At 60.2% G+C, this 20,633-nt stretch carries 18 protein-coding genes and 2 pseudogenes; 10 read left to right on the top strand and 10 right to left on the bottom strand.

Annotated elements, in window-relative coordinates; translation table 11 throughout:
• Positions 1-9: 9 nt before the first annotated feature.
• Positions 10-1,797 carry an ATP-binding protein gene (locus HU722_RS01445; RefSeq protein ID WP_065875646.1) on the top strand — a complete coding sequence of 596 codons (1,788 nt, stop codon included), beginning with the start codon at positions 10-12 and terminating at the stop codon, positions 1,795-1,797.
• Here the strand turns inward: HU722_RS01445 and HU722_RS01440 are convergent.
• The 7 genes and pseudogenes from HU722_RS01440 to HU722_RS29115 form a co-directional block, all read right to left on the bottom strand.
• Positions 1,794-2,570, bottom strand: coding sequence for an N-acetylmuramoyl-L-alanine amidase (locus HU722_RS01440; RefSeq protein WP_065875645.1), 777 nt, complete (start codon positions 2,568-2,570; stop codon positions 1,794-1,796). The two genes, HU722_RS01445 and HU722_RS01440, sit on opposite strands and share 4 nt — an antisense overlap.
• 88 nt (positions 2,571-2,658) lie before the next feature.
• A complete protein-coding gene (locus HU722_RS01435) occupies positions 2,659-4,725 on the bottom strand; it encodes a GGDEF domain-containing protein (protein ID WP_065891257.1) in 2,067 nt (688 codons plus the stop codon).
• Positions 4,722-5,600 (bottom strand): endonuclease/exonuclease/phosphatase family protein, encoded by an 879-nt coding sequence (locus HU722_RS01430; protein WP_049710736.1) that lies wholly within the window; start codon positions 5,598-5,600, stop codon positions 4,722-4,724. The genes HU722_RS01435 and HU722_RS01430 overlap by 4 nt, the downstream gene beginning before the upstream one ends.
• 10 nt (positions 5,601-5,610) lie before the next feature.
• Positions 5,611-6,246, bottom strand: coding sequence for a thiol:disulfide interchange protein DsbA (gene dsbA, locus HU722_RS01425; protein ID WP_049710737.1), 636 nt, complete (start codon positions 6,244-6,246; stop codon positions 5,611-5,613).
• Between the two features lie 168 nt (positions 6,247-6,414).
• Positions 6,415-7,026 (bottom strand): c-type cytochrome, encoded by a 612-nt coding sequence (locus tag HU722_RS01420; RefSeq protein ID WP_065891258.1) that lies wholly within the window; start codon positions 7,024-7,026, stop codon positions 6,415-6,417.
• Positions 7,027-7,062: 36 nt separating this feature from the next.
• Positions 7,063-7,182, bottom strand: a pseudogene (locus HU722_RS29120) (c-type cytochrome); the annotation flags it as partial.
• A 3-nt stretch (positions 7,183-7,185) separates the two neighbouring features.
• A pseudogene (locus HU722_RS29115) lies at positions 7,186-7,282 on the bottom strand (cytochrome); the annotation flags it as partial.
• Positions 7,283-7,474: 192 nt separating this feature from the next.
• On the opposite strand from HU722_RS29115, the gene yihA reads away from it, so the two are divergent.
• Complete coding sequence (yihA, locus tag HU722_RS01410; RefSeq protein ID WP_065891259.1) at positions 7,475-8,116, top strand: ribosome biogenesis GTP-binding protein YihA/YsxC; 642 nt, start codon at positions 7,475-7,477, stop codon at positions 8,114-8,116.
• A 269-nt stretch (positions 8,117-8,385) separates the two neighbouring features.
• Here yihA and polA read toward each other — a convergent pair whose 3' ends face one another.
• Complete coding sequence (polA, locus tag HU722_RS01405) at positions 8,386-11,163, bottom strand: DNA polymerase I (protein WP_065891260.1); 2,778 nt, start codon at positions 11,161-11,163, stop codon at positions 8,386-8,388.
• Between the two features lie 74 nt (positions 11,164-11,237).
• Between polA and HU722_RS01400 the strand changes: the two genes are divergently transcribed.
• Both HU722_RS01400 and HU722_RS01395 read left to right on the top strand, forming a co-directional pair.
• A complete protein-coding gene (locus tag HU722_RS01400; protein ID WP_065875640.1) occupies positions 11,238-11,528 on the top strand; it encodes a DUF2782 domain-containing protein in 291 nt (96 codons plus the stop codon).
• 56 nt (positions 11,529-11,584) lie between these two features.
• Positions 11,585-12,538: a homoserine kinase gene (locus tag HU722_RS01395; protein ID WP_065891261.1), complete on the top strand. Its 954-nt coding sequence runs from the start codon at positions 11,585-11,587 to the stop codon at positions 12,536-12,538.
• A 124-nt stretch (positions 12,539-12,662) separates the two neighbouring features.
• Here the strand turns inward: HU722_RS01395 and HU722_RS01390 are convergent, their stop codons facing one another.
• Entirely contained in the window at positions 12,663-13,592 is a 930-nt protein-coding gene (locus HU722_RS01390; protein WP_065875638.1) for a zinc ABC transporter substrate-binding protein, read from the bottom strand.
• Positions 13,593-13,650: 58 nt separating this feature from the next.
• Between HU722_RS01390 and zur the strand changes: the two genes are divergently transcribed.
• From zur to HU722_RS01370, 4 genes are read left to right on the top strand one after another with little or no spacing between them, the layout of a single operon-like run.
• A complete protein-coding gene (gene zur, locus HU722_RS01385) occupies positions 13,651-14,133 on the top strand; it encodes a zinc uptake transcriptional repressor Zur (RefSeq protein WP_065875637.1) in 483 nt (160 codons plus the stop codon).
• Complete coding sequence (znuC, locus tag HU722_RS01380) at positions 14,133-14,912, top strand: zinc ABC transporter ATP-binding protein ZnuC (protein WP_065875636.1); 780 nt, start codon at positions 14,133-14,135, stop codon at positions 14,910-14,912. The genes zur and znuC overlap by 1 nt, the downstream gene beginning before the upstream one ends.
• Entirely contained in the window at positions 14,905-15,693 is a 789-nt protein-coding gene (gene znuB / locus HU722_RS01375) for a zinc ABC transporter permease subunit ZnuB (protein WP_049710746.1), read from the top strand. Before znuC ends, znuB begins: the two co-directional genes overlap by 8 nt.
• Positions 15,694-15,730: 37 nt before the next feature.
• A complete protein-coding gene (locus HU722_RS01370; protein WP_065875634.1) occupies positions 15,731-16,450 on the top strand; it encodes a PA5502 family lipoprotein in 720 nt (239 codons plus the stop codon).
• An 84-nt stretch (positions 16,451-16,534) separates the two neighbouring features.
• On the opposite strand, the gene katE is transcribed toward HU722_RS01370, so the two are convergent.
• On the bottom strand, positions 16,535-18,697 hold the full coding sequence (gene katE / locus HU722_RS01365) for a catalase HPII (RefSeq protein ID WP_225930668.1): 2,163 nt from the start codon (positions 18,695-18,697) through the stop codon (positions 16,535-16,537).
• Between the two features lie 245 nt (positions 18,698-18,942).
• Between katE and HU722_RS01360 the strand changes: the two genes are divergently transcribed.
• A complete protein-coding gene (locus HU722_RS01360; protein ID WP_065875632.1) occupies positions 18,943-19,950 on the top strand; it encodes a methionine ABC transporter ATP-binding protein in 1,008 nt (335 codons plus the stop codon).
• A complete protein-coding gene (locus HU722_RS01355) occupies positions 19,950-20,624 on the top strand; it encodes a methionine ABC transporter permease (RefSeq protein WP_065875631.1) in 675 nt (224 codons plus the stop codon). Before HU722_RS01360 ends, HU722_RS01355 begins: the two co-directional genes overlap by 1 nt.
• Positions 20,625-20,633: the final 9 nt, after the last annotated feature.

Below are 20,633 nucleotides of genomic sequence, written 5' to 3'. Positions count from 1 at the left end.
CTGTACCCTATGAAGTTAGCGATGAAACTGCGCACTCGGTTATTCCTGAGCATCTCCGCGCTGATCACCGTTGCCCTGCTGGGTTTGATCCTGGGCCTGGTCAGCGTCATGCAAATGGCCAAGACCCAGGAGTCTTCAATTCGCAGCAACTTCGTTACCCTCGACCTGGGGCTCAAGCTGCGTCAGAGCCTGGGCGACCAGTTGATGATGATGCTGGAGGCGCGCCCTGATCCGGGCGCCCTGGAAGCCTCGAAAGGACGCTACTTTGATTTGCTCGATCAGGGGATTGCCCATGAGCGGCAAGCGCACACCGGAAGCGGCTTCAGCGAGGCCAAGACGGACTACTTGAGTTTCCTAAAGGCTTTCGATGAGTCTCAGCAGGCTTCGCCGCCGCCGGGCAGCAAGGAAAAACTCCACGAAACGTTCAACGTGCTGCGTAACGGCCTGATCGCCGAACACAAGCACGCCTTGGAAAACATCAGCTCCACCGAACACAAGTCCCGCGCGCGCGCCTTGCTGATTGCCGGCCTTCTGGGATTGGTGGGGCTCGCGGTGCTGATCATCGGATTCATTACGGCTCATGGCATTGCCCGGCGTTTTGGCGGGCCGATCGAAGCCCTGGCCAAGGCGGCGGACAAGATCGGGCAGGGCGATTTCGAAGTGACGCTGCCCATCTCCTCTGCCGCGGAAATGAACCTGTTGACCCGGCGCTTCGGCATCATGGCCGAAGCGTTGCGCCAGCATCAGGCGACCAACGTCGATGAACTGCTGGCGGGCCAGCAGCGCCTGCAAGCGGTGCTCGACAGCATTGACGATGGCTTGCTGATGATCGACCGCCAAGGCCGCCTGGAGCATCTCAACCCTGTCGCCCAGCGGCAATTAGGTTGGGACGAGGAACGCCTCGGCCAAGGCCTGGGCGAGGCGTTGGTGCGTCCGGAACTGGACGAGCAACTGCAACTGGTACTGCGAGGCGGCAACCTGGAGCGGGCGCCGGATGATCTGGAAGTGGAAGTCGAAGGCGAACTGCGCCTGCTGACCTACAGCTTGACCCCTGTGAGCCATACCGAGGGGCACATCCTCGGCGCGGTGATGGTGCTGCATGACGTCACCGAACAACGGGCATTCGAGCGGGTGCGCAGCGAGTTCGTCCTACGCGCCTCCCATGAACTGCGTACGCCGGTGACGGGCATGCACATGGCATTCGGGTTGTTCCGCGAACGCGCGAAGTTTCCCGCAGAGTCCCGTGAAGCGGACCTGCTGGACACGGTCAATGAAGAGATGCAGCGCCTGATGCAGTTGATCAACGACCTGCTCAATTTCTCGCGCTACCAGAACGGCCTGCAGAAACTCACGCTGGGGCCGTGCGATGTGACTGACCTGCTGGAACACGCCCGGGCGCGCTTCGTCGAGCCGGCCAACGCGCAAAACGTCGAACTGCTGGTAGAAACTCAATCCGACCTGCCCAGATTGTATGCAGACCAGGCACAACTGGAGCGGGTGCTCGACAACCTGCTGGGTAACGCCCTGCGCCATACCGCCACGGGCGGACAGATTCGCCTGCAGGCGCGCCGGCATGGCGAGCGGGTGATTATCAGCGTCGAAGATAACGGCGAAGGCATCGCTTACGGGCAACAGGGGCGGATCTTCGAGCCCTTTGTTCAGGTGGGTCGCAAGAAAGGCGGCGCTGGCCTGGGGCTGGCGCTGTGCAAGGAGATCGTACAATTGCACGGCGGCCGCATGGGCGTGTATTCGCGGCCGGGGCAAGGCACTCAGTTCTATATGGCGTTGCCGCTTTAACGGTGGTTCAACGCTCGCAGGATCGCTGCACTCTCCGCATCCGGCGCGCCATCAAACAGCGATGGCCGGAAATGCATCTGGAACGCGGCGATCACGTGACGCGTGGCTACATCCAGCTCCCCGGTCTGGGGTGTCTGGTAGCCCAGACGCGCCAACTCTTCCTGAAACCACGTAATGCTCGGCAGCTCGGTGGCGTATTGCACCCGGTAGCGCGCGACAGCCTGGGCATCTGGCCATACGCCCAGCCCTTCAGCAGCCAGGCGCTTCCAAGGAAATAGCGGGCCCGGGTCCAACTTGCGCAGCGGTGCGATATCGCTGTGACCAATAATGTTTTTGGGGTCGATGCCGTTGCGCTTACTGATGTCTTTGAGCAAGACCACCAGGGATTGCACCTGCGCCTCAGAGTAGGGGTACCAGAGTCGGCCAGTCGGCGTGTCCTTGTAGCCAGGGTTCACGATCTCGATCCCGATGGAGCTGGAGTTAAGCCAGGTGCGCCCCATCCACTCGCTTTCCCCTGCATGCCAGGCGCGCTGGCTCTCATCCACCAGCTTGTAAATGGTGGCGGAGGCATCGTCGCCGATCAGGTAGTGGCTGCTGACCTGGCCGTGGGTGAGCAATGCCAGGGAGCGTTCAAGGTTGGTGGAAGTGTAATGGACGACCACGAATTGCACGCGGTTATCGTGATTCACCGAGGGGTGGTTGGTGTCCAGGCGAGGGCCGCTGGCGCAGCCCGCAAGCAGAAGGAGCACAAAAGCAAAGTACAAGGATTTCATGGCGGAAGGCATTACACTGAAGACGATAATGCAACAGTGTAACGTACCGATTGTGGCCCGGCGGTCAAATTACAAAATGGAACATTTTTTAGGCTGCCTGCACCTGATTCCGTCCCGCCGCCTTTGCCCGGTATAGCGCCGCATCGGCGCGCTTGAGCGCCAGGTCACTGCGCTCTCCCGGCTGGAACTGCGCCACGCCCATGGACACCGTGATCGTCACCGGCTCGCCCTTGAAATGAAACGGGCACGCTTCAATCGCTGCGCGCAACACCTCGCCCGCCGCCAGGGCATCCGTCAAGGATGAGTCAGGCATCAGCAAGACAAACTCTTCACCGCCAAAGCGCGCGATAAAGTCAGTCGGTCGCAGGCGGTTGCGCAGCACATTGGCGATGATCTTCAGCACCTTGTCGCCAGCCAGGTGGCCGTAGCCATCGTTGATGCGCTTGAAGTGATCCAGGTCCAGCATCGCCAGCGAAAGGTTGTTGCCGCGCTGGTGCCAAGTGTTGACCTCCTGATCCAGGCGCTCACTCCACGCTGCGCGATTGGGCAAGCCGGTGAGTGGATCGATCAGGGCCTTCTGGCGTTGAACCTCCAGGTGCTCGCGATAGCCTTGGGCTTCCTGCTCCATATTGGCAACCCGCTCGGCCAGGCCCTTCAGACGTGCAGCCGTTTCCTGCTCACGTTGATCGCGCTGCTGCTGGTGCTCATCCATGGTGCCTAGCAGGCCTTCGAGATGGCTTTCCAATACGTGCTTGAGGCTGTCCAGGTCGGCGGCTTCCTGCACGCTGCTTTGCAGGCCGTCGACCTGTTCGCGGATCTGCGTGTCCAGCTCCCGGGCGGCGGAACGGCTATCGGCGTGGCCGTCGCTGGCGACCTGCAAATGCCCCTGGAACGCTTCGAGGCGCTCGTTGAGCTGCTTGAGGTAAGCCTCGAACTCATGCTGGCCACTGTCGGTGATCGCCAGCATCAAGACTGCCAGGTCGTCGAGGATAGGCAGCAGTTCGTACCAGTTCAGGCCGTGGGCCAGACGCTCACGCATGGCTTCGGCCTGGGGCTGATGGCGCTCGGGCAATGCCAGCTCCTCCAGCAGGCCGAGCAGGGTGTCTTCAATGTGCTTGGCCACGGAGCTGTAGGACGGCTCCGGCGAGTCGGGCAAGGAATACACGCCATCCGATTGCAGCTCGTCGGGGTCGGACTCTTCGACCTCCAGCACAGGCGGCAGCGACAGGCTGCCGATGACAGTCTTATCCGGGGTTTCGACCTGAAGTTCGGATGTTTCAATGAAGGCGGCAAGGGCGCTTTCCGGTGCCGGCTGTTCTGCCTGAAGTTCGGGCTCGGGCTCGGGTTCCACACGTGCCAAGGGCGCTACGAGCTCGTCAACTGGAGCGGCTTGAGCAGGGGCCTCGTAGACGAACGTTTCACTGGAGGCCTCGGCAACTTTTGCCGGAGCATCTGGTTCAACTGCAGGGGCAACCGGTGCTCGAGGCTGTGGCGAAAAGGCGCGCAAGGCTTGCGTCAGTTCCTCGGACTGCTCGGGCTGCTGAGGTTCGGCGACAGGCTTGGCCACAGGGAGGGGCGCCGCCGGGCTGGGGACCGGCTCGTCCGCTACCGTCTCGTTCGCAAAATCCTTGGAACCAAACAGGCGCTGCAAGAGCCCAGGCCCTGAGCGCATAGTTTCGCTGTCCGGCTCCAGGTTATTCAGCGCCTGGCTTTGCAGGCCACTCAACTCGCTCAGCAACAACGGGATCTCACGTGCCTGGCCGACGCGTCCGTCCAACTGCTTGGCGAATGTTTTCAGCGGCCGGGCGACCTCACGCGGTAATGGCAGCTTTTGCAGTTGCGTGACCAGGGAGGTCAGCGCGGTGCTGATCTGGTCGACCCGGGTTTCGCGGCGCTGCTCTGAATCCAGAACGGCCTTTTCCAGGCGCGGCAGCAACGCGGCGAGGGCCGCGTCCATGTCATCCGTGCGGACAACGTCGCGCATTTCCTTCATGCATTGATCAACCGCGCGATCGGTGCCCTCAGCCGCCAACGTACTGCGTACGAGCCCACGGCGCAGCAGGTCAAGGCGGGCGGCCCAGCGACGTTCGAGCTTTTCCTGTTGCTCGATGCTTTTAAGGTACTTCTCTTTCCAGCGCTGGGCGTCGTCGCTCATGCAAGGGGTCCGCGAGGGCCGGGACTCAGCGCGGGGAATGCATCGGCCGTGAGCGAACCCGGCAGGCGAATCTCTACCGCGACCGGCAGGTGATCGGAGATGGGCTGCGCCAGCACCTGCACACTCTCGAGTGTGAGGGTCGGGCTTAGTAGGATATGGTCAAGACAGCGTTGCGGGCGCCAGCTGGGAAACGTGGCTTCGGCTTGCGGTGCCAGTAGCCCAAGGTCGCGCAACGGGGAATTCAGCAGCAGGTCGCTGGCGTGGGTGTTCATGTCCCCCATCAGCACCTGGTGTTTGTAATTGCCAATCAGCTCTCGGATGTAGGCCAATTGCATGGTCCGGGTGCGCGCACCCAGCGCCAGGTGCATCATCACCACGACCAAAGCCTCTGGCCCCTCGCCAAAACGCACAAGGATAGCGCCCCGGCCCTTGGGGCCTGGTAGCGGGTGGTCTTCGATGGCAGAAGGCTTCAAGCGGCTGAGCACGCCATTGCTGTGCTGCGCCAGACGCCCGAGGTTGCGATTGAGCTGCTGGTACCAATAAGGGAAGGCACCCAGCTGGGCCAAGTGCTCCACCTGATTGATATAGCCGGAGCGCATGCTGCCGCCATCGGCTTCCTGCAGGGCAACCAGGTCAAAGTCATTCAACAGGTTGCCGATCTTTTGCAGGTTGCCGGCACGCCCATTGTGGGGCAACAGGTGTTGCCAGCCACGGGTGAGGTAATGCCGATACTTCTCGGTACTGATGCCCACCTGGATATTGAAGCTCAGCAGCCGCAGACGACTGTCCGGCGGCAAACCCGTGGTTTCCAGGTGATGTTCGTTGACCTGCGGATCATGCAGGCCAACCACACGTTCGGTACCCCAGCGGCGCATGACGGGCCCCTTACTTGGCTGCGCGCTCTTTGGCGATCAGTTGGTCGGCAACATTAAGCACAGCTTCCGGGCCGCCAGCAGTACCCAGGTCAAAACGGTATTTGCCGTTGACGATCAGCGTCGGTACACCTTGCACGCCATACTTCTGCGCGAGTTCCTTGGCCTGTTTGATCTGGCCCTGGATCGCGAAGGAGTTGAAGGTAGCCAGGAACTTGTCTTTGTCGACACCTTGGGTGGCAACGAAGTCAGCCATTTCGTCTGGTTTGGTCAGGCGCTTGCCTTGTTTTTGGATAGCTTCGAATACAGCGTTATGGACCTTGTGTTCCACACCCATGGCTTCCAGGGTCAGGAACAGTTGGCCGTGAGCATCCCATGGGCCGCCAAACATGGCTGGAATACGTTTGAAGTTCACATCCTTAGGCAGTTTCTCAACCCATGGGTTGATCGTCGGCTCAAAAGCGTAGCAATGCGGGCAGCCATACCAGAACAGCTCCACCACTTCGATCTTGCCTGGCACCGAAACCGGAACCGGGTTGGCCAATTCAACATAGGTTTTCCCGGCTTCAAGCGGCACATCGGCAGCTTGTGCGGTCATGCCGAAGAGGCTGGCAGTGACGAGAGCGGCGCTGAGGATCAGATTACGCATGCTTTACTCCTGGACAAATAAAGTCGCCTCACGCGACCTTTGTTGTGACAGGTCTACGCGGGCATGAGTTCGTTAGTGTAACGGTAGCGGCCACAAAAAAGGGCAGCCTAAGCCACCCTTTTTATGCTTGCATCGATGGATTAATCGAGCGTTAACGTCGTGCGCGCCTCAGTGCAGGCCCTGGATGTAGCTGGAGACCGCCGCAATGTCTTCATCACTCAGCTTGCGAGCGATTGTGCGCATGATCATCGCATCGCCGTCGTTGCTTCGCCCGGCCTCTTCCTTACGGAAATCGGTCAACTGTTTGGCGATGTAGATTGCGTGCTGGCCACTCAAGTGCGGGAAGCCAGCGGCTGCTATACCAGCGCCATTTGGCGAGTGGCAGCCGGTGCAGGCAGGAAGACCTTTTTCCAGGTCACCGCCGCGGAACAGTTTCTCACCACGGGCCACCAGTTTCGGATCGGCAGCTCCCACACTGCCTTTCTGGCTGGCAAAATACGCGGCGATGTCTGCCAGGTCCTGATCGCTGAGGTTGGTCAGCAAGCCGGTCATTTCCAGGACCGTGCGCTTGCCAGACTTGATATCCTGCATCTGTTTGGTCAGGTAGCGCTCTCCCTGGCCGGCCAGTTTGGGGAAGTTCGGCGCCGGGCTGTTACCATCCGGTCCATGGCAAGCACCACATACGGCGGCTTTCGCCTGGCCCGCTGTAGCGTCGCCTGCAGCATGGGCAACACCGGTGATGCCCAAGGTCAACAGCAGACTCACGATCAGTTTGTTCATCAGCTAATCCAACTACGGCTAAGGGTTTAAGAGTTATCAACCGGGTTTACTCACCATCAACTCAATGATGGCCTGGTAATCCTCAGTACTGCAGTCCATGCACAAACCACGCGGCGGCATTGCCTTGAAACCCTGGGTCACGTGTTGCACCAGCGTGACCACGCAAACTCGGTTGTACACCGCTTCAGGATCCTGTGTAGCCTGAGCACCATTAAAGCGGGACCAGGACACCGACAGCGCGCAACCACTTGGTCATACGTCGACCATTTCAGGGTTTGAGAGCGTTTTGCGTTCTAATGCGCAATAAAGGTCTTTCGCTCCCGTGAACCTCGTCCTTCGCTGGGACAAAGCACACACAAAATCTGCGGCATTATATACTGGCGCTACTGAAACGGAAACGACACCGCTTGCCGCACCCTTTCTCGGCATCGCCCACATCGGAAATCTCATGCAACTCAAGAATCCCATCCTCGGCCTGTGCCAACAGTCCACATTCATGCTCAGCGCCGCCAAAGTTGACCAATGCCCCGATGACGAAGGCTTTGAAGTCGCCTTTGCCGGTCGTTCCAACGCCGGTAAGTCCAGCGCACTGAACACCCTGACTCACGCCAGCCTGGCACGCACCTCGAAAACCCCGGGTCGCACGCAACTCCTCAACTTCTTCAAGCTAGACGATGATCGGCGTCTGGTCGACCTTCCGGGCTACGGTTACGCAAAAGTACCCATCCCGCTGAAGCTGCACTGGCAGCGTCACCTCGAGGCTTATCTGGGTGGTCGCGAGAGTTTGAAGGGTTTGATTTTGATGATGGACATCCGCCATCCGATGACCGATTTCGACCTGCTGATGCTCGATTGGGCTGTTGCCAGCGGTATGCCGATGCATATCCTACTGACCAAGGCCGACAAACTGACCTACGGCGCCGCCAAGAACACCCTGCTCAAAGTGCAGGCCGAAATCCGTAAAGGCTGGGGTGACGCGATCACTATCCAGCTGTTCTCGGCGCCGAAGCGCTTGGGCCTGGAAGACGCCTACACCGTGCTGGCCGGCTGGATGGAATTGGCCGACAAGGGCGCGGAAATCGCGGAGTAACTTTTCTGCAGGCAAAAAAAACCCCGGACTTCGTATGGGGAGGGGAAGTTCGGGGTTCAAGTTCCGGACCGCTAGGGCGGGGTCCAGATATCTGCCAACACTTAACACAACATAGGAGCATTGAAGGGCTTCACCACCCATTCAGTAACTCTGAGTGGCAGTTCACGGGTTAAGTTCCGGCAGGCTCAAAAAACTATTGGAAATAACTGACGGTGACTTCCGGACTAAAGCACTCTGCCACCACGCAAGGTGGTGGCAAAGCCCCGTAATCAGTGCGCTTCGTCCCAGTTATCACCCACACCTACCTCCACCAGCAGCGGCACATCCAGCTGAGCAGCCGCACTCATGTGCTCACGGATCCTCTCGCTGACTTCGGCCACCAAGTCCTCACGCACTTCCAGCACCAATTCATCGTGCACCTGCAGGATGACCTTGGCATCCAGGCCCGAATCGGTCAGCCAATTGTCCACCAGCACCATGGCTTTCTTGATGATGTCCGCCGCCGTGCCCTGCATTGGCGCGTTGATCGCAGTGCGTTCTGCCGCTGCGCGCTCCTGGGGCTTGTTGGAATGGATATCCGGCAAATACAGCCGGCGCCCGAAGAAAGTTTCGACGTAGCCCTGGTCGGAAGCCTGGGCGCGGGTGCGCTCCATGTACTCGCGAACCCCGGGATAACGGGCGAAGTACACGTCGATGTACGCCTTGGCCGTCTTGGTATCGACGCCGATGTCCTTGCCAAGCTTCTGCGCGCCCATGCCATAGATCAAACCGAAGTTGATCGCCTTCGCGCTGCGGCGCTGGTCAGACGTAACCTCACCCAGCTCAACCTTGAACACTTCGGCGGCCGTCGCCGTGTGCACGTCGAGGTTGTGACGGAAGGCGTTCATCAACCCTTCGTCCTTCGACAGGTGCGCCATGATCCGCAGCTCGATCTGCGAATAGTCCGCCGCCAGCAGTTTGTAGCCCTTCGGCGCAACAAACGCCTGGCGAATCCGCCGCCCTTCGGCGGTGCGCACCGGGATGTTCTGCAGGTTCGGGTCACTCGAGGACAAGCGCCCGGTAGCCGCCACCGCCTGGTGATAGGACGTGTGGATCCGCCCGGTGCGCGGGTTGATCTGTTCCGGCAAGCGATCGGTGTAAGTGCTTTTCAGCTTGCTCATGCTGCGGTACTGCATCAGCACCTTGGGCAGCGTATAGTCATCTTCAGCCAGCTTGGCCAGCACTTCTTCGGCCGTCGACGCCTGGCCCTTGCCGGTTTTTTTCAGCACCGGCAGGCCGAGCTTTTCGTAAAGAATCGCGCCGAGCTGCTTGGGCGAACCCAAGTTGAATTCCTCACCGGCGATCTCGAACGCCTGGCGCTCCAGTTCGACCATCTTGTTGCCCAGCTCGATGCTCTGGATGCCCAGCAGCGCCTTGTCCACCAGCGCACCCTGGCGCTCGATACGGGCCAGCACCGGTACCAACGGAATCTCGATATCCGTGAGCACGCTCACCAGGCTCGGGATGGCTGAAAGTTGCGCGAACAGCGCCTGATGCAGACGCAAGGTCACATCGGCATCTTCAGCCGCATAAGGGCCGGCCTGCTCCAATGCGATCTGGTCGAAGGTGAGCTGCTTGGCGCCCCTGCCGGCGATATCCTGGAAACTGACGGTGTCGTAATCCAGGTACTTCTTCGCCAGGCTGTCCATGTCATGCCGGGTTGCGGTGGCGTTCAACACATAGGATTCGAGCATGGTGTCAAACGCGATGCCCCGCACGGTAATGCCGTGTGCAGGGTCGCCGCCGATGGCGCAGTTGGCCAGGATGTTCATGTCGAACTTGGCGTGCTGGCCAACCTTGAGTTTGGTCGGGTCTTCCAACAGTGGCTTCAGGGCCAGCAGCACGGTGTCACGGTCCAACTGCTCCGGCACGCCGATGTAGGCGTGGGTCAGCGGGATGTAGGCGGCTTCATGGGGCTGCACGGCGAAGGAAACACCGACCAACTGTGCCTGTTGGGCGTCGATGCCAGTGGTTTCTGTGTCGAAGGCGAACAACTTCGCCTCGTTGAGCTTCTTCAACCAGACATCAAACGTCGCCTGGTCGAGGATGGTGGTGTAGGTGGTCTGCGCTGGCGCCACGGTTTCAACGACTGCTTCAACGACAGGAGCAGCCTTGAGTTCGACACGCTTGGCGTCACGCTGGATCTCGTCAATCCAGCTCTTGAACTCCAGCAGCGTATACAGCTCCAGCAGTTTTTCACGGTTCGGTTCGATCAGGTGCAGATCATCCAGGCCCACATCCAGCGGCACATCAATCTTGATCGTCGCCAGCTGGTAGGAAAGGAACGCCATCTCCCGATGCTCTTCCAGCTTGGCCGACAGCGTCTTCGCGCCACGGATAGGCAGGGTCGGCACGATATCCAGCTGTTCATAAAGCTCTTTTAGGCCGCCGTTCACACCTACAAGTAAGCCGGACGCGGTCTTAGGACCAATACCCGGAACACCCGGAATGTTGTCGGACGAATCGCCCATCAACGCCAGATAGTCGATGATCTGCTCCGGAGCGACGCCGAATTTCTCCTTTACGCCCTCAATGTCCATCGCACTACCGGTCATGGTATTGACCAAGGTAATGTGGCCGTCCACCAGTTGCGCCATGTCCTTGTCACCGGTCGAAATCACCACCGGGCGGTCAGCGGCGGCGCTGCTGCGGGCCAGGGTGCCGATCACATCATCGGCCTCGACGCCTTCGACGCATAGCAGCGGGAAGCCCAGCGCGATTACGCTTTGATGCAATGGCTCGATTTGCAGGCGCATGTCATCGGGCATGCTTGGGCGATTGGCCTTGTATTCGGCGTACATGTCATCGCGAAAGGTCCCACCCTTGGCGTCGAACACCACCGCGAACGGGCTGTCCGGGTACTGCCTGCGCAGGCTTTTGAGCATGTTCAACACGCCCTTGACCGCACCGGTCGGCAGGCCTTTGGAGGTGGTCAGCGGTGGCAGCGCATGAAAAGCGCGGTACAGATAAGAAGAACCGTCCACCAGGACGAGGGGTGCTTGGCTCATGAGCAGAATCAACCTTTTCGGCGGGTCAGGCGCTAGAATAGCCGGACCAATGACGACAAAGGGACAAGGTTATCATGCGCACATTCAATCGCCTGCTGTTGACCGGCTTGATTGCACTCGCTCCGTTGGCTGCCATGGCGGCAGACGATGCGCCTGGGGGTGATCCGGAAGTGACCATTCGCACGGAAGGCGACAAGACCATCCAGGAATACCGTCAGAACGGGTTCCTGTACGCAATCAAGGTCACTCCGAAAGGGGCGCCTCCGTATTTCCTGGTGCGCGCGGACGGAACCGATGCGAACTTCATCCGCTCTGACCAGCCGGATATGCTGATCCCGTCATGGAAGATCTTCGAATGGAAATGATTTCTTAACTTAAATTGGCGCCGCGCACAGCGGCGCCCGTACTGGCAGTTTTAACCATGTCTGTGTTCACCCCCCTGGCTCGGCCCGAGCTGGAAACCTTTCTCGCCCCTTACGGGCTCGGCCGCCTGCTCGACTTCCAGGGGATTGCCGCCGGTAGCGAAAACACCAATTTCTTTATCAGCCTGGAGCAGGGCGAGTTCGTCCTGACCCTGGTTGAGCGCGGCCCGGTCGCAGAAATGCCGTTCTTCATCGAACTGCTCGACGTGCTCCACGACGCCGACCTGCCGGTGCCTTACGCCCTGCGCACCACCGATGGAGTGGCTCTTCGCGAGCTAAAAGGTAAACCCGCACTGTTGCAACCGCGCCTGGCCGGCAAGCACATCAAGGACGCCAACGCCCAGCACTGTACCCAGGTCGGCGACCTGCTTGGCCACCTGCACCTGGCGACACAAGGCGAAAAGGTGCTGGAACGCAAGACCGACCGCGGCCTGGAGTGGATGCTGGCTGAAGGCACGCAACTGATTTCGCACCTGAACGACGCACAGCAGCGCCTGCTGCAAGCTGCACTGACGGAAATCGACGCTCACAAGGCCCAGATCCTCGCCCTGCCGCGCGCCAACGTCCACGCCGACCTGTTCCGCGACAATGCGATGTTCGAAGGCACGCACCTCACAGGCCTGATCGACTTCTACAACGCCTGCTCCGGGCCGATGCTGTACGACGTGGCGATCGCCCTGAATGACTGGTGTTCGGATGCCGATGGCGTGATTGACGGACAACGCGCCCGTGCGCTGCTCGGCGCCTATGCCGGCCTGCGACCGTTCACCGCCAAGGAAGCCGAACTGTGGCCGACGATGTTGCGGGTGGCGTGTGTGCGGTTCTGGCTGTCACGCCTGATCGCCGCCGAGTCGTTTGCAGGGCAGGATGTGTTGATCCATGACCCGGCAGAGTTCGAGCACCGCTTGGCACAACGCCAGCAGGTCACAATCCAACTGCCGTTCGCCCTCTAAAGCCCCAACTCGGTCAATGTGGGAGCTGGCTTGCCTGCGATAGCGTCAGGTCAGCCAGCAATTTCGTCGCAGGCCCACCGCAATCGCAGGCAAGCCAGCTCCCACATTTGACCTGCGCCGTCTGTTACAACGATTCCAGGCACCCAGCCAAGTCATTCCCCAACTTTTCCAACACCTGCTCATAACCCTGAGCCGTAGCCGGGGTATACCCGCCCAGCGCATCCAACTCCGCCAGCTTCACCGGCAAACCCGCCACCAGGGTTTCAGCCAAACGCGGACGCAACGGCGGCTCGCTGAACACGCAGGTCTTGCCCACTTCCTGCAAACGCGTACGCATCGCCGCCACGTGCTGGGCGCCCGGCTGTACTTCAGCGGCAACGCTGAACACACCGGCGTGCTTGAGCCCATAAGCCTCTTCGAAGTAATCGAAGGCCTCATGAAACACGAAGTAAGGCTTGCCGCCAATCGGCGCCAGACGAGCTTTCAGACGGGCATCCAGAACATCCAGGCGCCCATCAAAGGCTTTCGCATTGCTCTGATAACGCACGGCATTGGCCGGGTCAGCGGCCGCCAGATCAGCAGCCATACGCGCCGCAATCACGCGAGCATTCACGGTCGACAGCCACAAGTGCGAATCCAGGCTGCCTGGGCGGTGATCATGATCATGTTCGTCGGCATCGTCGGCGTGAGAGTGGCTATCTTCGGCAAACCGCCGCAGCTTCATACCCGGAAGATCCTGCACCGCTACCGTTGTTGCCGTACGACCTTTCAGCACGCGCGGCAGGAAACTCTCCATATCCGGACCGATCCAGTACAGCAGGTCCACCGCCTGCACGCGCCGTACGTCGGATGGACGCAGCGCGTAGTTATGCGGCGATGCACCCGGCGGCAGCAACACCTCCGGAACCGCCACGCCGTCCTGCACAGCCGCAGCAATCAACTGCAAAGGCTTGATGCTGGTCAGCACCTTGACCTCGGCCTGAGCGGCGCCATTGATGAACAAACTGGTGACAAATACGACAAAAACGGGAAAAAGTCGGGACACGATGACCACTCGATGGCGTAGGAACGGGTAACATAATAACGTCTCTATCAAATGTCTGTCGCCGCTCATGCCTATTACACCGCTTGCCAGCCGTCCCCACGACCACTCCCACTGCGTGCATACCGCGCTGTCGGAGGCCGATACCCTCTGTGCACAGAAGGGTTTGCGCCTGACCGCCTTGCGTCGGCGTGTACTGGAACTGGTGTGGCAGAGCCACAAGCCACTGGGCGCCTACGACATTCTCGGGGTGCTCAGCGAGCAGGACGGCCGCCGCGCAGCGCCACCCACGGTCTACCGTGCGCTGGATTTCCTGCTGGAAAACGGCCTGGTGCACCGCATTGCCTCGCTCAACGCTTTTGTCGGCTGCAACCACCCGGAACACGCGCATCAAGGTCAATTCCTGATCTGCCGCGCGTGCCATGCCGCCATCGAACTTGAACAAAAAAGCATCAGCGACGCCATTATCAGCAGCGCTGCCGATGTCGGCTTTACGGTCGAAGGGCAAACGGTCGAAGTAGTCGGCCTGTGCTCGGGCTGCCAGGGGGCTTGATGAGCAATGCGTTAATCCGCCTGGAACAAGTCGGGGTCACGTTCGCCGGGCAAAACGTGCTGGATAACATCGCACTGAGCGTCGAACCCGGGCAGATCGTCACCCTGATCGGCCCTAACGGCGCCGGCAAGACCACACTGGTGCGCGCCGTGCTCGGCCTGCTCAAGCCCGACACCGGCAGCGTCTGGCGCAAGCCCAAGCTACGCGTCGGCTACATGCCGCAGAAGCTGCACGTCGACCCCACGCTGCCACTCTCGGTGTTGCGATTCCTGCGCCTGGTGCCGGGCGTGGACCGCACCCGCGCGCAGGCTGCGCTCAAGGAAGTCGGCGCCGAACAGGTGATCGACAGCCCGGTGCAAAGCATCTCCGGCGGCGAAATGCAGCGCGTGCTGCTGGCCCGCGCCTTGTTGCGCGAGCCGGAACTGCTGGTACTGGATGAACCCGTGCAGGGCGTCGACGTCGCCGGACAGGCCGAGCTGTACAGCCTGATCACGCGCCTGCGCGACCGGCATGGCTGCGGCGTGCTGATGGTGTCCCACGACTTGCACTTGGTGATGAGCACCACCGACCAAGTGGTCTGCCTCAATCGACACGTGTGCTGCTCCGGCCACCCGGAACAGGTCAGTGGCGACCCCGCGTTCGTCGAGCTGTTCGGCAAAAACGCGCAGAGCCTGGCGATCTATCACCACCACCACGACCACGCGCATGACCTGCATGGCGCGGTCGTGGAGGATCCTTCTACCCCTCACGTTCATGGAGATAGCTGCAAGCATGGCTGATTTTCTGCTCTACGCCCTGCTGGCAGGCTTGGCTTTGGCACTGGTTGCGGGTCCGTTGGGCTCGTTCGTGGTCTGGCGGCGCATGGCGTATTTCGGCGACACCTTGTCGCATGCCGCGTTGTTAGGCGTGGCCATGGGCTTTTTGCTCGATGTAAGCCCGACCATCGCCGTGACCGTGGGTTGCCTGCTCTTGGCGGTGCTGCTGGTAACCCTGCAACAGCGCCAGCCACTGGCTTCCGATACCCTGCTGGGCATCCTGGCGCCAAGCACCCTGTCTTTGGGCCTGGTGGTGCTGAGCTTTATGCACGAAGTGCGTATCGACCTGATGGCCTACCTGTTCGGCGATCTGCTGGCGATCAGCCCCACTGACTTGGCCTGGATCCTCGGCGGCAGCGCGACCGTGCTGGTGTTGCTGGTAGCCCTGTGGCGCCCACTGCTGGCGATCACCGTGCATGAAGAGCTGGCCACGGTAGAGGGCTTGCCCGTGCCGGCCCTGCGCATGGCCCTGATGTTGTTGATCGCCGTGGTGATTGCTGTCGCGATGAAGATTGTCGGCGTATTGTTGATCACGTCGCTGCTGATCATTCCCGCCGCCGCCGCTCAGCGCCATGCCCGTTCACCGGAGCAAATGGCGATCGGCGCCAGCCTGTTGGGGATGTTTGCAGTGTGCGGGGGCTTGGCGCTGTCCTGGTTCAAGGACACGCCTGCCGGGCCATCGATTGTGGTCACGGCCGCCGCCCTGTTTCTGCTGAGTTTTGTCCTGCCCCGTCGAGGGGTGTAGACTTGCTCGCTTTTTGCGCAAATAGAGAGTCGCAGGAATGAAGCCGTTCACCGCACGTTATCTGCTCCTTGCCGCATTTTCCCTGCTGCTGGGCGCCTGTCAAAGCACACCGCCCGCCGCCCAACAGGCACCGGACGCACGCGCTGTGGCCATCGCGCAGCTGGAGCAAAACCTGGCCAGCAGCGAGCTGGCTACCGCCGAAGATCAGTTGACTACCCTGCAAGCCCAGTCGCCCAACGACCCGACGCTTGAGGGCTACCAACGCCAATTGGCCGAGGCCTACCTGCAGCGCAGCCAGATCGTGTTGCAAAAAGGTGACGTTAACGCAGCTGCCACCGCGCTAAGCCGTGCGCGTGCGCTGATGCCAAAGGCACCGGCACTTACTGGCGGCGTTAACAGCGCCATCAGCCACGCCCGCAAAGCCGAGCTGGATAAAGCCGAAGCCGCCCTGAAAGCCGCTGAAACCAAGCCCGCCGCCAAGGTCATCGACCCGGCAGCGCCAAGCACCACCGTGGCACTGAACCTCACCGACATCGAAGCACTGCGCCATCAGCTGGATGCAATCGCCACCGACGTCGTGAATTACCAGTGCGACGTGAGCATCCAGGCGCCGCGCACCGAGGATTACCCGTGGCTGGCCACGTTACTGACCAAACGGGTGAAGCGGATTGATTCGGGGTATGACCTGAAGATTCACCGGCAGATTTTGAAACACATTCCGGCGCAGGTTGTGCTGATTCCGCGCAAGGCGGACTAAAAGCATCGCGGGCAAGCCCGCTCCCACATTTGAACTGTGGGAGCGGACTTGCCCGCGATGACGATCTAACAAACAACCAATGACTTAAGCCGGAATCGCCTTGGCCTTAGGCTCACGATCCCAAACCCGATGCTGCGCGATCGCCGCGAAGAACGCCTTGAACGCCTTGGCATCCCCGCCCACGATCAAGCCTGCATCCGCCTCAAGCTTGAGCACGTCCAGCAACTGCTTGGCCTCACCGGCCAACGTAATTGCCTTCAGGTGTTTGTAGGCCTCCAGCACGTAATGCAGTGCAACACCGTCGCCACTCAGCGCTTTCACAGAGTCCGCGCCGCCCGGTACGAATACCGCATCAAACGCAATCGACGGCATGCCTTCCATGGACGCATCCACCGGCAGGGATTTGCCATCCGCCGTGGTGACCGGTGCCGAGGTTGGCCCCAGCAACTTGGCATGCGCGCCTTCTGCTGCGAGCGCTTTTTTCATTGCGTCGATGGCAGCACCATCAACCCCGTTTGCTGCCAGGATCGCCACCTTGCGGGTCTTGATATCGCCCGACAGCAAGTTCACCTGGCTCAACGCCGGGGACTCTTTAACCGAAGTCTCACGTGGCGCTACTGTGCCTTTGCTCGGCGCCGGCAGACCCAGGTTCTGCGCAACGCGCTTGGCCAGCTCCAGGTCGATATTGGCGAGGATTTCATTCACCTGACGCGCACGAATATGCTCGCGCTCGACCTTGCCCAATTCAAAGCTGTAGGCGGCGATGATGTGCTCTTTCTCGTGGTGGCTCATGCTGTTGAAAAACAGCGTGGCCTGGGAGAAATGGTCGCCGAACGATTCACTGCGCTCACGCACCTTGTTCGCATCGACACGCTCGTAGTGGGTCTCGAAACCGCCGTCGGTCGGGCCGGCAGGCGTTTCTTTCGGCCAACCGCCGTCGATGGAGTTCGGCTCGTAAGCAGCACGACCCTTATCAATCACAGTGCGATGCAGGGCATCGCGCTGGCAGTTATGGTTCGGCGCGACCGGGCGGTTGATCGGGATCTCATGGAAGTTCGGACCACCGAGGCGGCTGATCTGGGTGTCCGTGTAGGAAAACAGACGGCCTTGCAGCAACGGGTCATTGGTAAAGTCGATACCCGGCACGATATGGCCTGGGCAGAAGGCGACCTGCTCGACTTCAGCGAAGAAGTTGTCCGGGTTGCGGTTCAGCACCATCCGGCCCAGCGGCGTGATCGGCACCAGTTCTTCGGGAATGATCTTGGTCGGGTCGAGCAGGTCGAAGTCGAACTTATGCTCGTCCTCTTCTGCAACGATCTGCACACCCAGTTCCCACTCAGGGTAATCGCCGGTTTCAATCGACTCCCACAGGTCGCGGCGGTGGTAATCGGTGTCTTTACCGGCCAGCTTCTGCGCTTCGTCCCACACCAGCGAGCAGGTGCCCACTTTTGGACGCCAGTGGAATTTCACGAAGCTGGACTTGCCCTCGGTATTAATCAGGCGAAACGTGTGTACGCCAAAGCCCTGCATGGCACGCAGGCTTTTGGGAATGGCGCGGTCGGACATTGCCCACACCACCATGTGCGCCGACTCCGGCACCAGCGAAACAAAATCCCAGAACGTGTCGTGGGCCGAACCGCCAGTAGGAATTTCGTTGTGGGGTTCAGGTTTCACGGCGTGAACAAAGTCGGGAAACTTGATCGCGTCCTGAATGAAGAACACTGGCATGTTGTTGCCAACCAGGTCGAAGTTGCCTTCGTCGGTGAAAAATTTCACTGCGAAACCGCGTACATCGCGCACCGTGTCGCCTGAGCCGCGAGGGCCCTGCACGGTAGAAAAGCGCGTAAATACCGGGGTTTTCTGCCCGGGATTGCGCAGAAAGCCGGCCTTGGTCAGCGCCGAGTGGTCTGCATAGGTTTCAAAAAAGCCATGAGCGCCCGTACCACGGGCATGCACGATGCGCTCCGGGATGCGCTCATGGTCAAAGTGCGTGATTTTTTCACGCATGATGAAGTCTTCCAGCAGCGACGGGCCACGGGAGCCGACTTTCAACGTGTTCTGGTTATCGGAAATCTTGACGCCTTGGTTGGTACGCAGGGCCTGGCCGGTCGCATCGGAACGGAATTCCTCCAGGGCCTGCAGCTTGGCGTTGGTGTTGCCACGGTCCAGGGTATCGGTGCCCGCGAGTTCACTCTTCGACGGGGTGGCTGGCTTCTTGGTACTCATCAGACAAAACTCCTTATTCAAAGTGGCCAGAGCGATCCCCGGCTCGTTTGAGCAAAAACCCCAGGCACGGCACCTGGGATATCGCGTTGCTTAAGTAGTGACTGATGAGGTTTTGGGCCGTTCCTTTTTTATGACCTTTGATCGCGTTATTGCCAAATCGCTGGTTGAATGCGAAATAAATGCTAAGAAACGCTATACGGACAGGCTAAAATGCGCGCCCGGCTAACCGCTGATCCCTTTTCCATGCGCCCCACAAGGTTCGCTACGTGATCGAGTTTCATAACGTCCATAAAACTTACCGCGTCGCCGGTAAGGATATTCCCGCGCTGCATGCCACCAGCCTGAGTGTCGAAAACGGCCAGGTGTTCGGCCTGATTGGCCACTCCGGTGCAGGCAAAAGCACCCTGCTGCGCCTGATCAACCGCCTCGAAGAACCAAGTGGCGGCCAAATCACCGTTGATGGCGAAGAAGTCACTGCCCTGGACGCCAACGGCCTGCGCCGTTTCCGCCAGCAGGTCGGGATGATCTTCCAGCACTTCAACCTGCTCGCGTCCAAGACCGTTGCCGACAACGTGGCACTGCCACTGACCTTGGCCGGCGAATTGTCGCGCAAGGAAATCGACCTGCGCGTCGCCGAGTTACTCGCCCGTGTCGGCCTGTCGGACCACGCCAAGAAGTACCCGGCGCAGTTGTCCGGCGGCCAGAAGCAACGCGTCGGCATCGCGCGTGCCTTGGCGACCAAGCCAAAGATCCTGCTGTGCGACGAAGCCACCAGCGCCCTCGACCCGCAAACCACCGCTTCGGTGTTGCAACTGCTGGCCGAGATCAACCGCGAGTTGAAGCTGACCATCGTGCTGATCACCCATGAAATGGACGTGATCCGCCGCGTCTGCGACCAGGTGGCGGTGATGGACGCCGGCGTGATCGTCGAGCAAGGCTCGGTCGCCGATGTGTTCCTGCACCCCAAGCACCCGACCACCAAGCGCTTCGTACAAGAATCCGAGCAGGTCGATGAAGGAGAGCAACGCGATGATTTCGCCCACGTCCCAGGCCGCATCGTGCGCCTGACGTTCCAGGGTGAATCGACCTACGCGCCTTTGCTGGGTACCGTCGCCCGTGAAACGGGTGTGGACTACAGCATCCTTGCCGGTCGTATCGACCGCATCAAAGACATCCCCTACGGGCAATTGACCCTGGCCATCACCGGCGGTGACATGGAAGCGGCCTTCGCCCGCTTTACCGCAGCCGATGTGCACATGGAGGTCCTGCGTTAATGGACGTTTTACTGCATTACTTCGACAAAGTTGACTGGGCTGACATCTGGGTTGCCACCGGCGACACCATGCTGATGCTCAGTACCTCGCTGCTGTTCACCGTGCTGGTGGGCCTGCCGCTGGGTGTTCTGCTGTTTCTCTTCAGCCCCCGACAGTTGCTGGAGCAGAAGACCACCTACGCAGTACTGGCATTCGTGGTCAACGCCATACGCTCTCTGCCATTTATCATTCTGCTGATTGTGATGATCCCTACGACGATCTTTATCACAGGCACGTCGCTTGGCGTGGCCGGCGCGATTCCACCGCTGGTGGTAGGTGCTTCGACGTTCTTCGCACGGCTGGTGGAAACCGCCCTACGCGAAGTGGATCGCGGCATCATCGAGGCGACTCAAGCAATGGGCGCCACCACCCGGCAGATCATCATCAAGGCGCTTTTGCCGGAGGCTAAGCCCGGTATCATTGCTGCAATCACAGTCACTGCGATCGCACTGGTAGGCTACACCGCGATGGCGGGTGTAGTGGGCGCCGGAGGCTTGGGTGACCTGGCCATTCGTTATGGATACCAGCGTTTTCAGGACGACGTCATGGTCGTCACCGTGGTGATGTTGATCGTGCTGGTACAAATTCTGCAGACCATCGGCGATAAGCTGGTGACGCACTATTCTCGAAAATAACGGCCATTG

Origin of the sequence: Pseudomonas tritici (assembly GCF_014268275.3) — a bacterium.
Classification (GTDB): Bacteria; Pseudomonadota; Gammaproteobacteria; order Pseudomonadales; family Pseudomonadaceae; genus Aquipseudomonas; species Aquipseudomonas tritici.
Note: the sequence above shows the minus strand (reverse complement) of the source record. Positions and strands in the feature narration are given on the sequence as shown.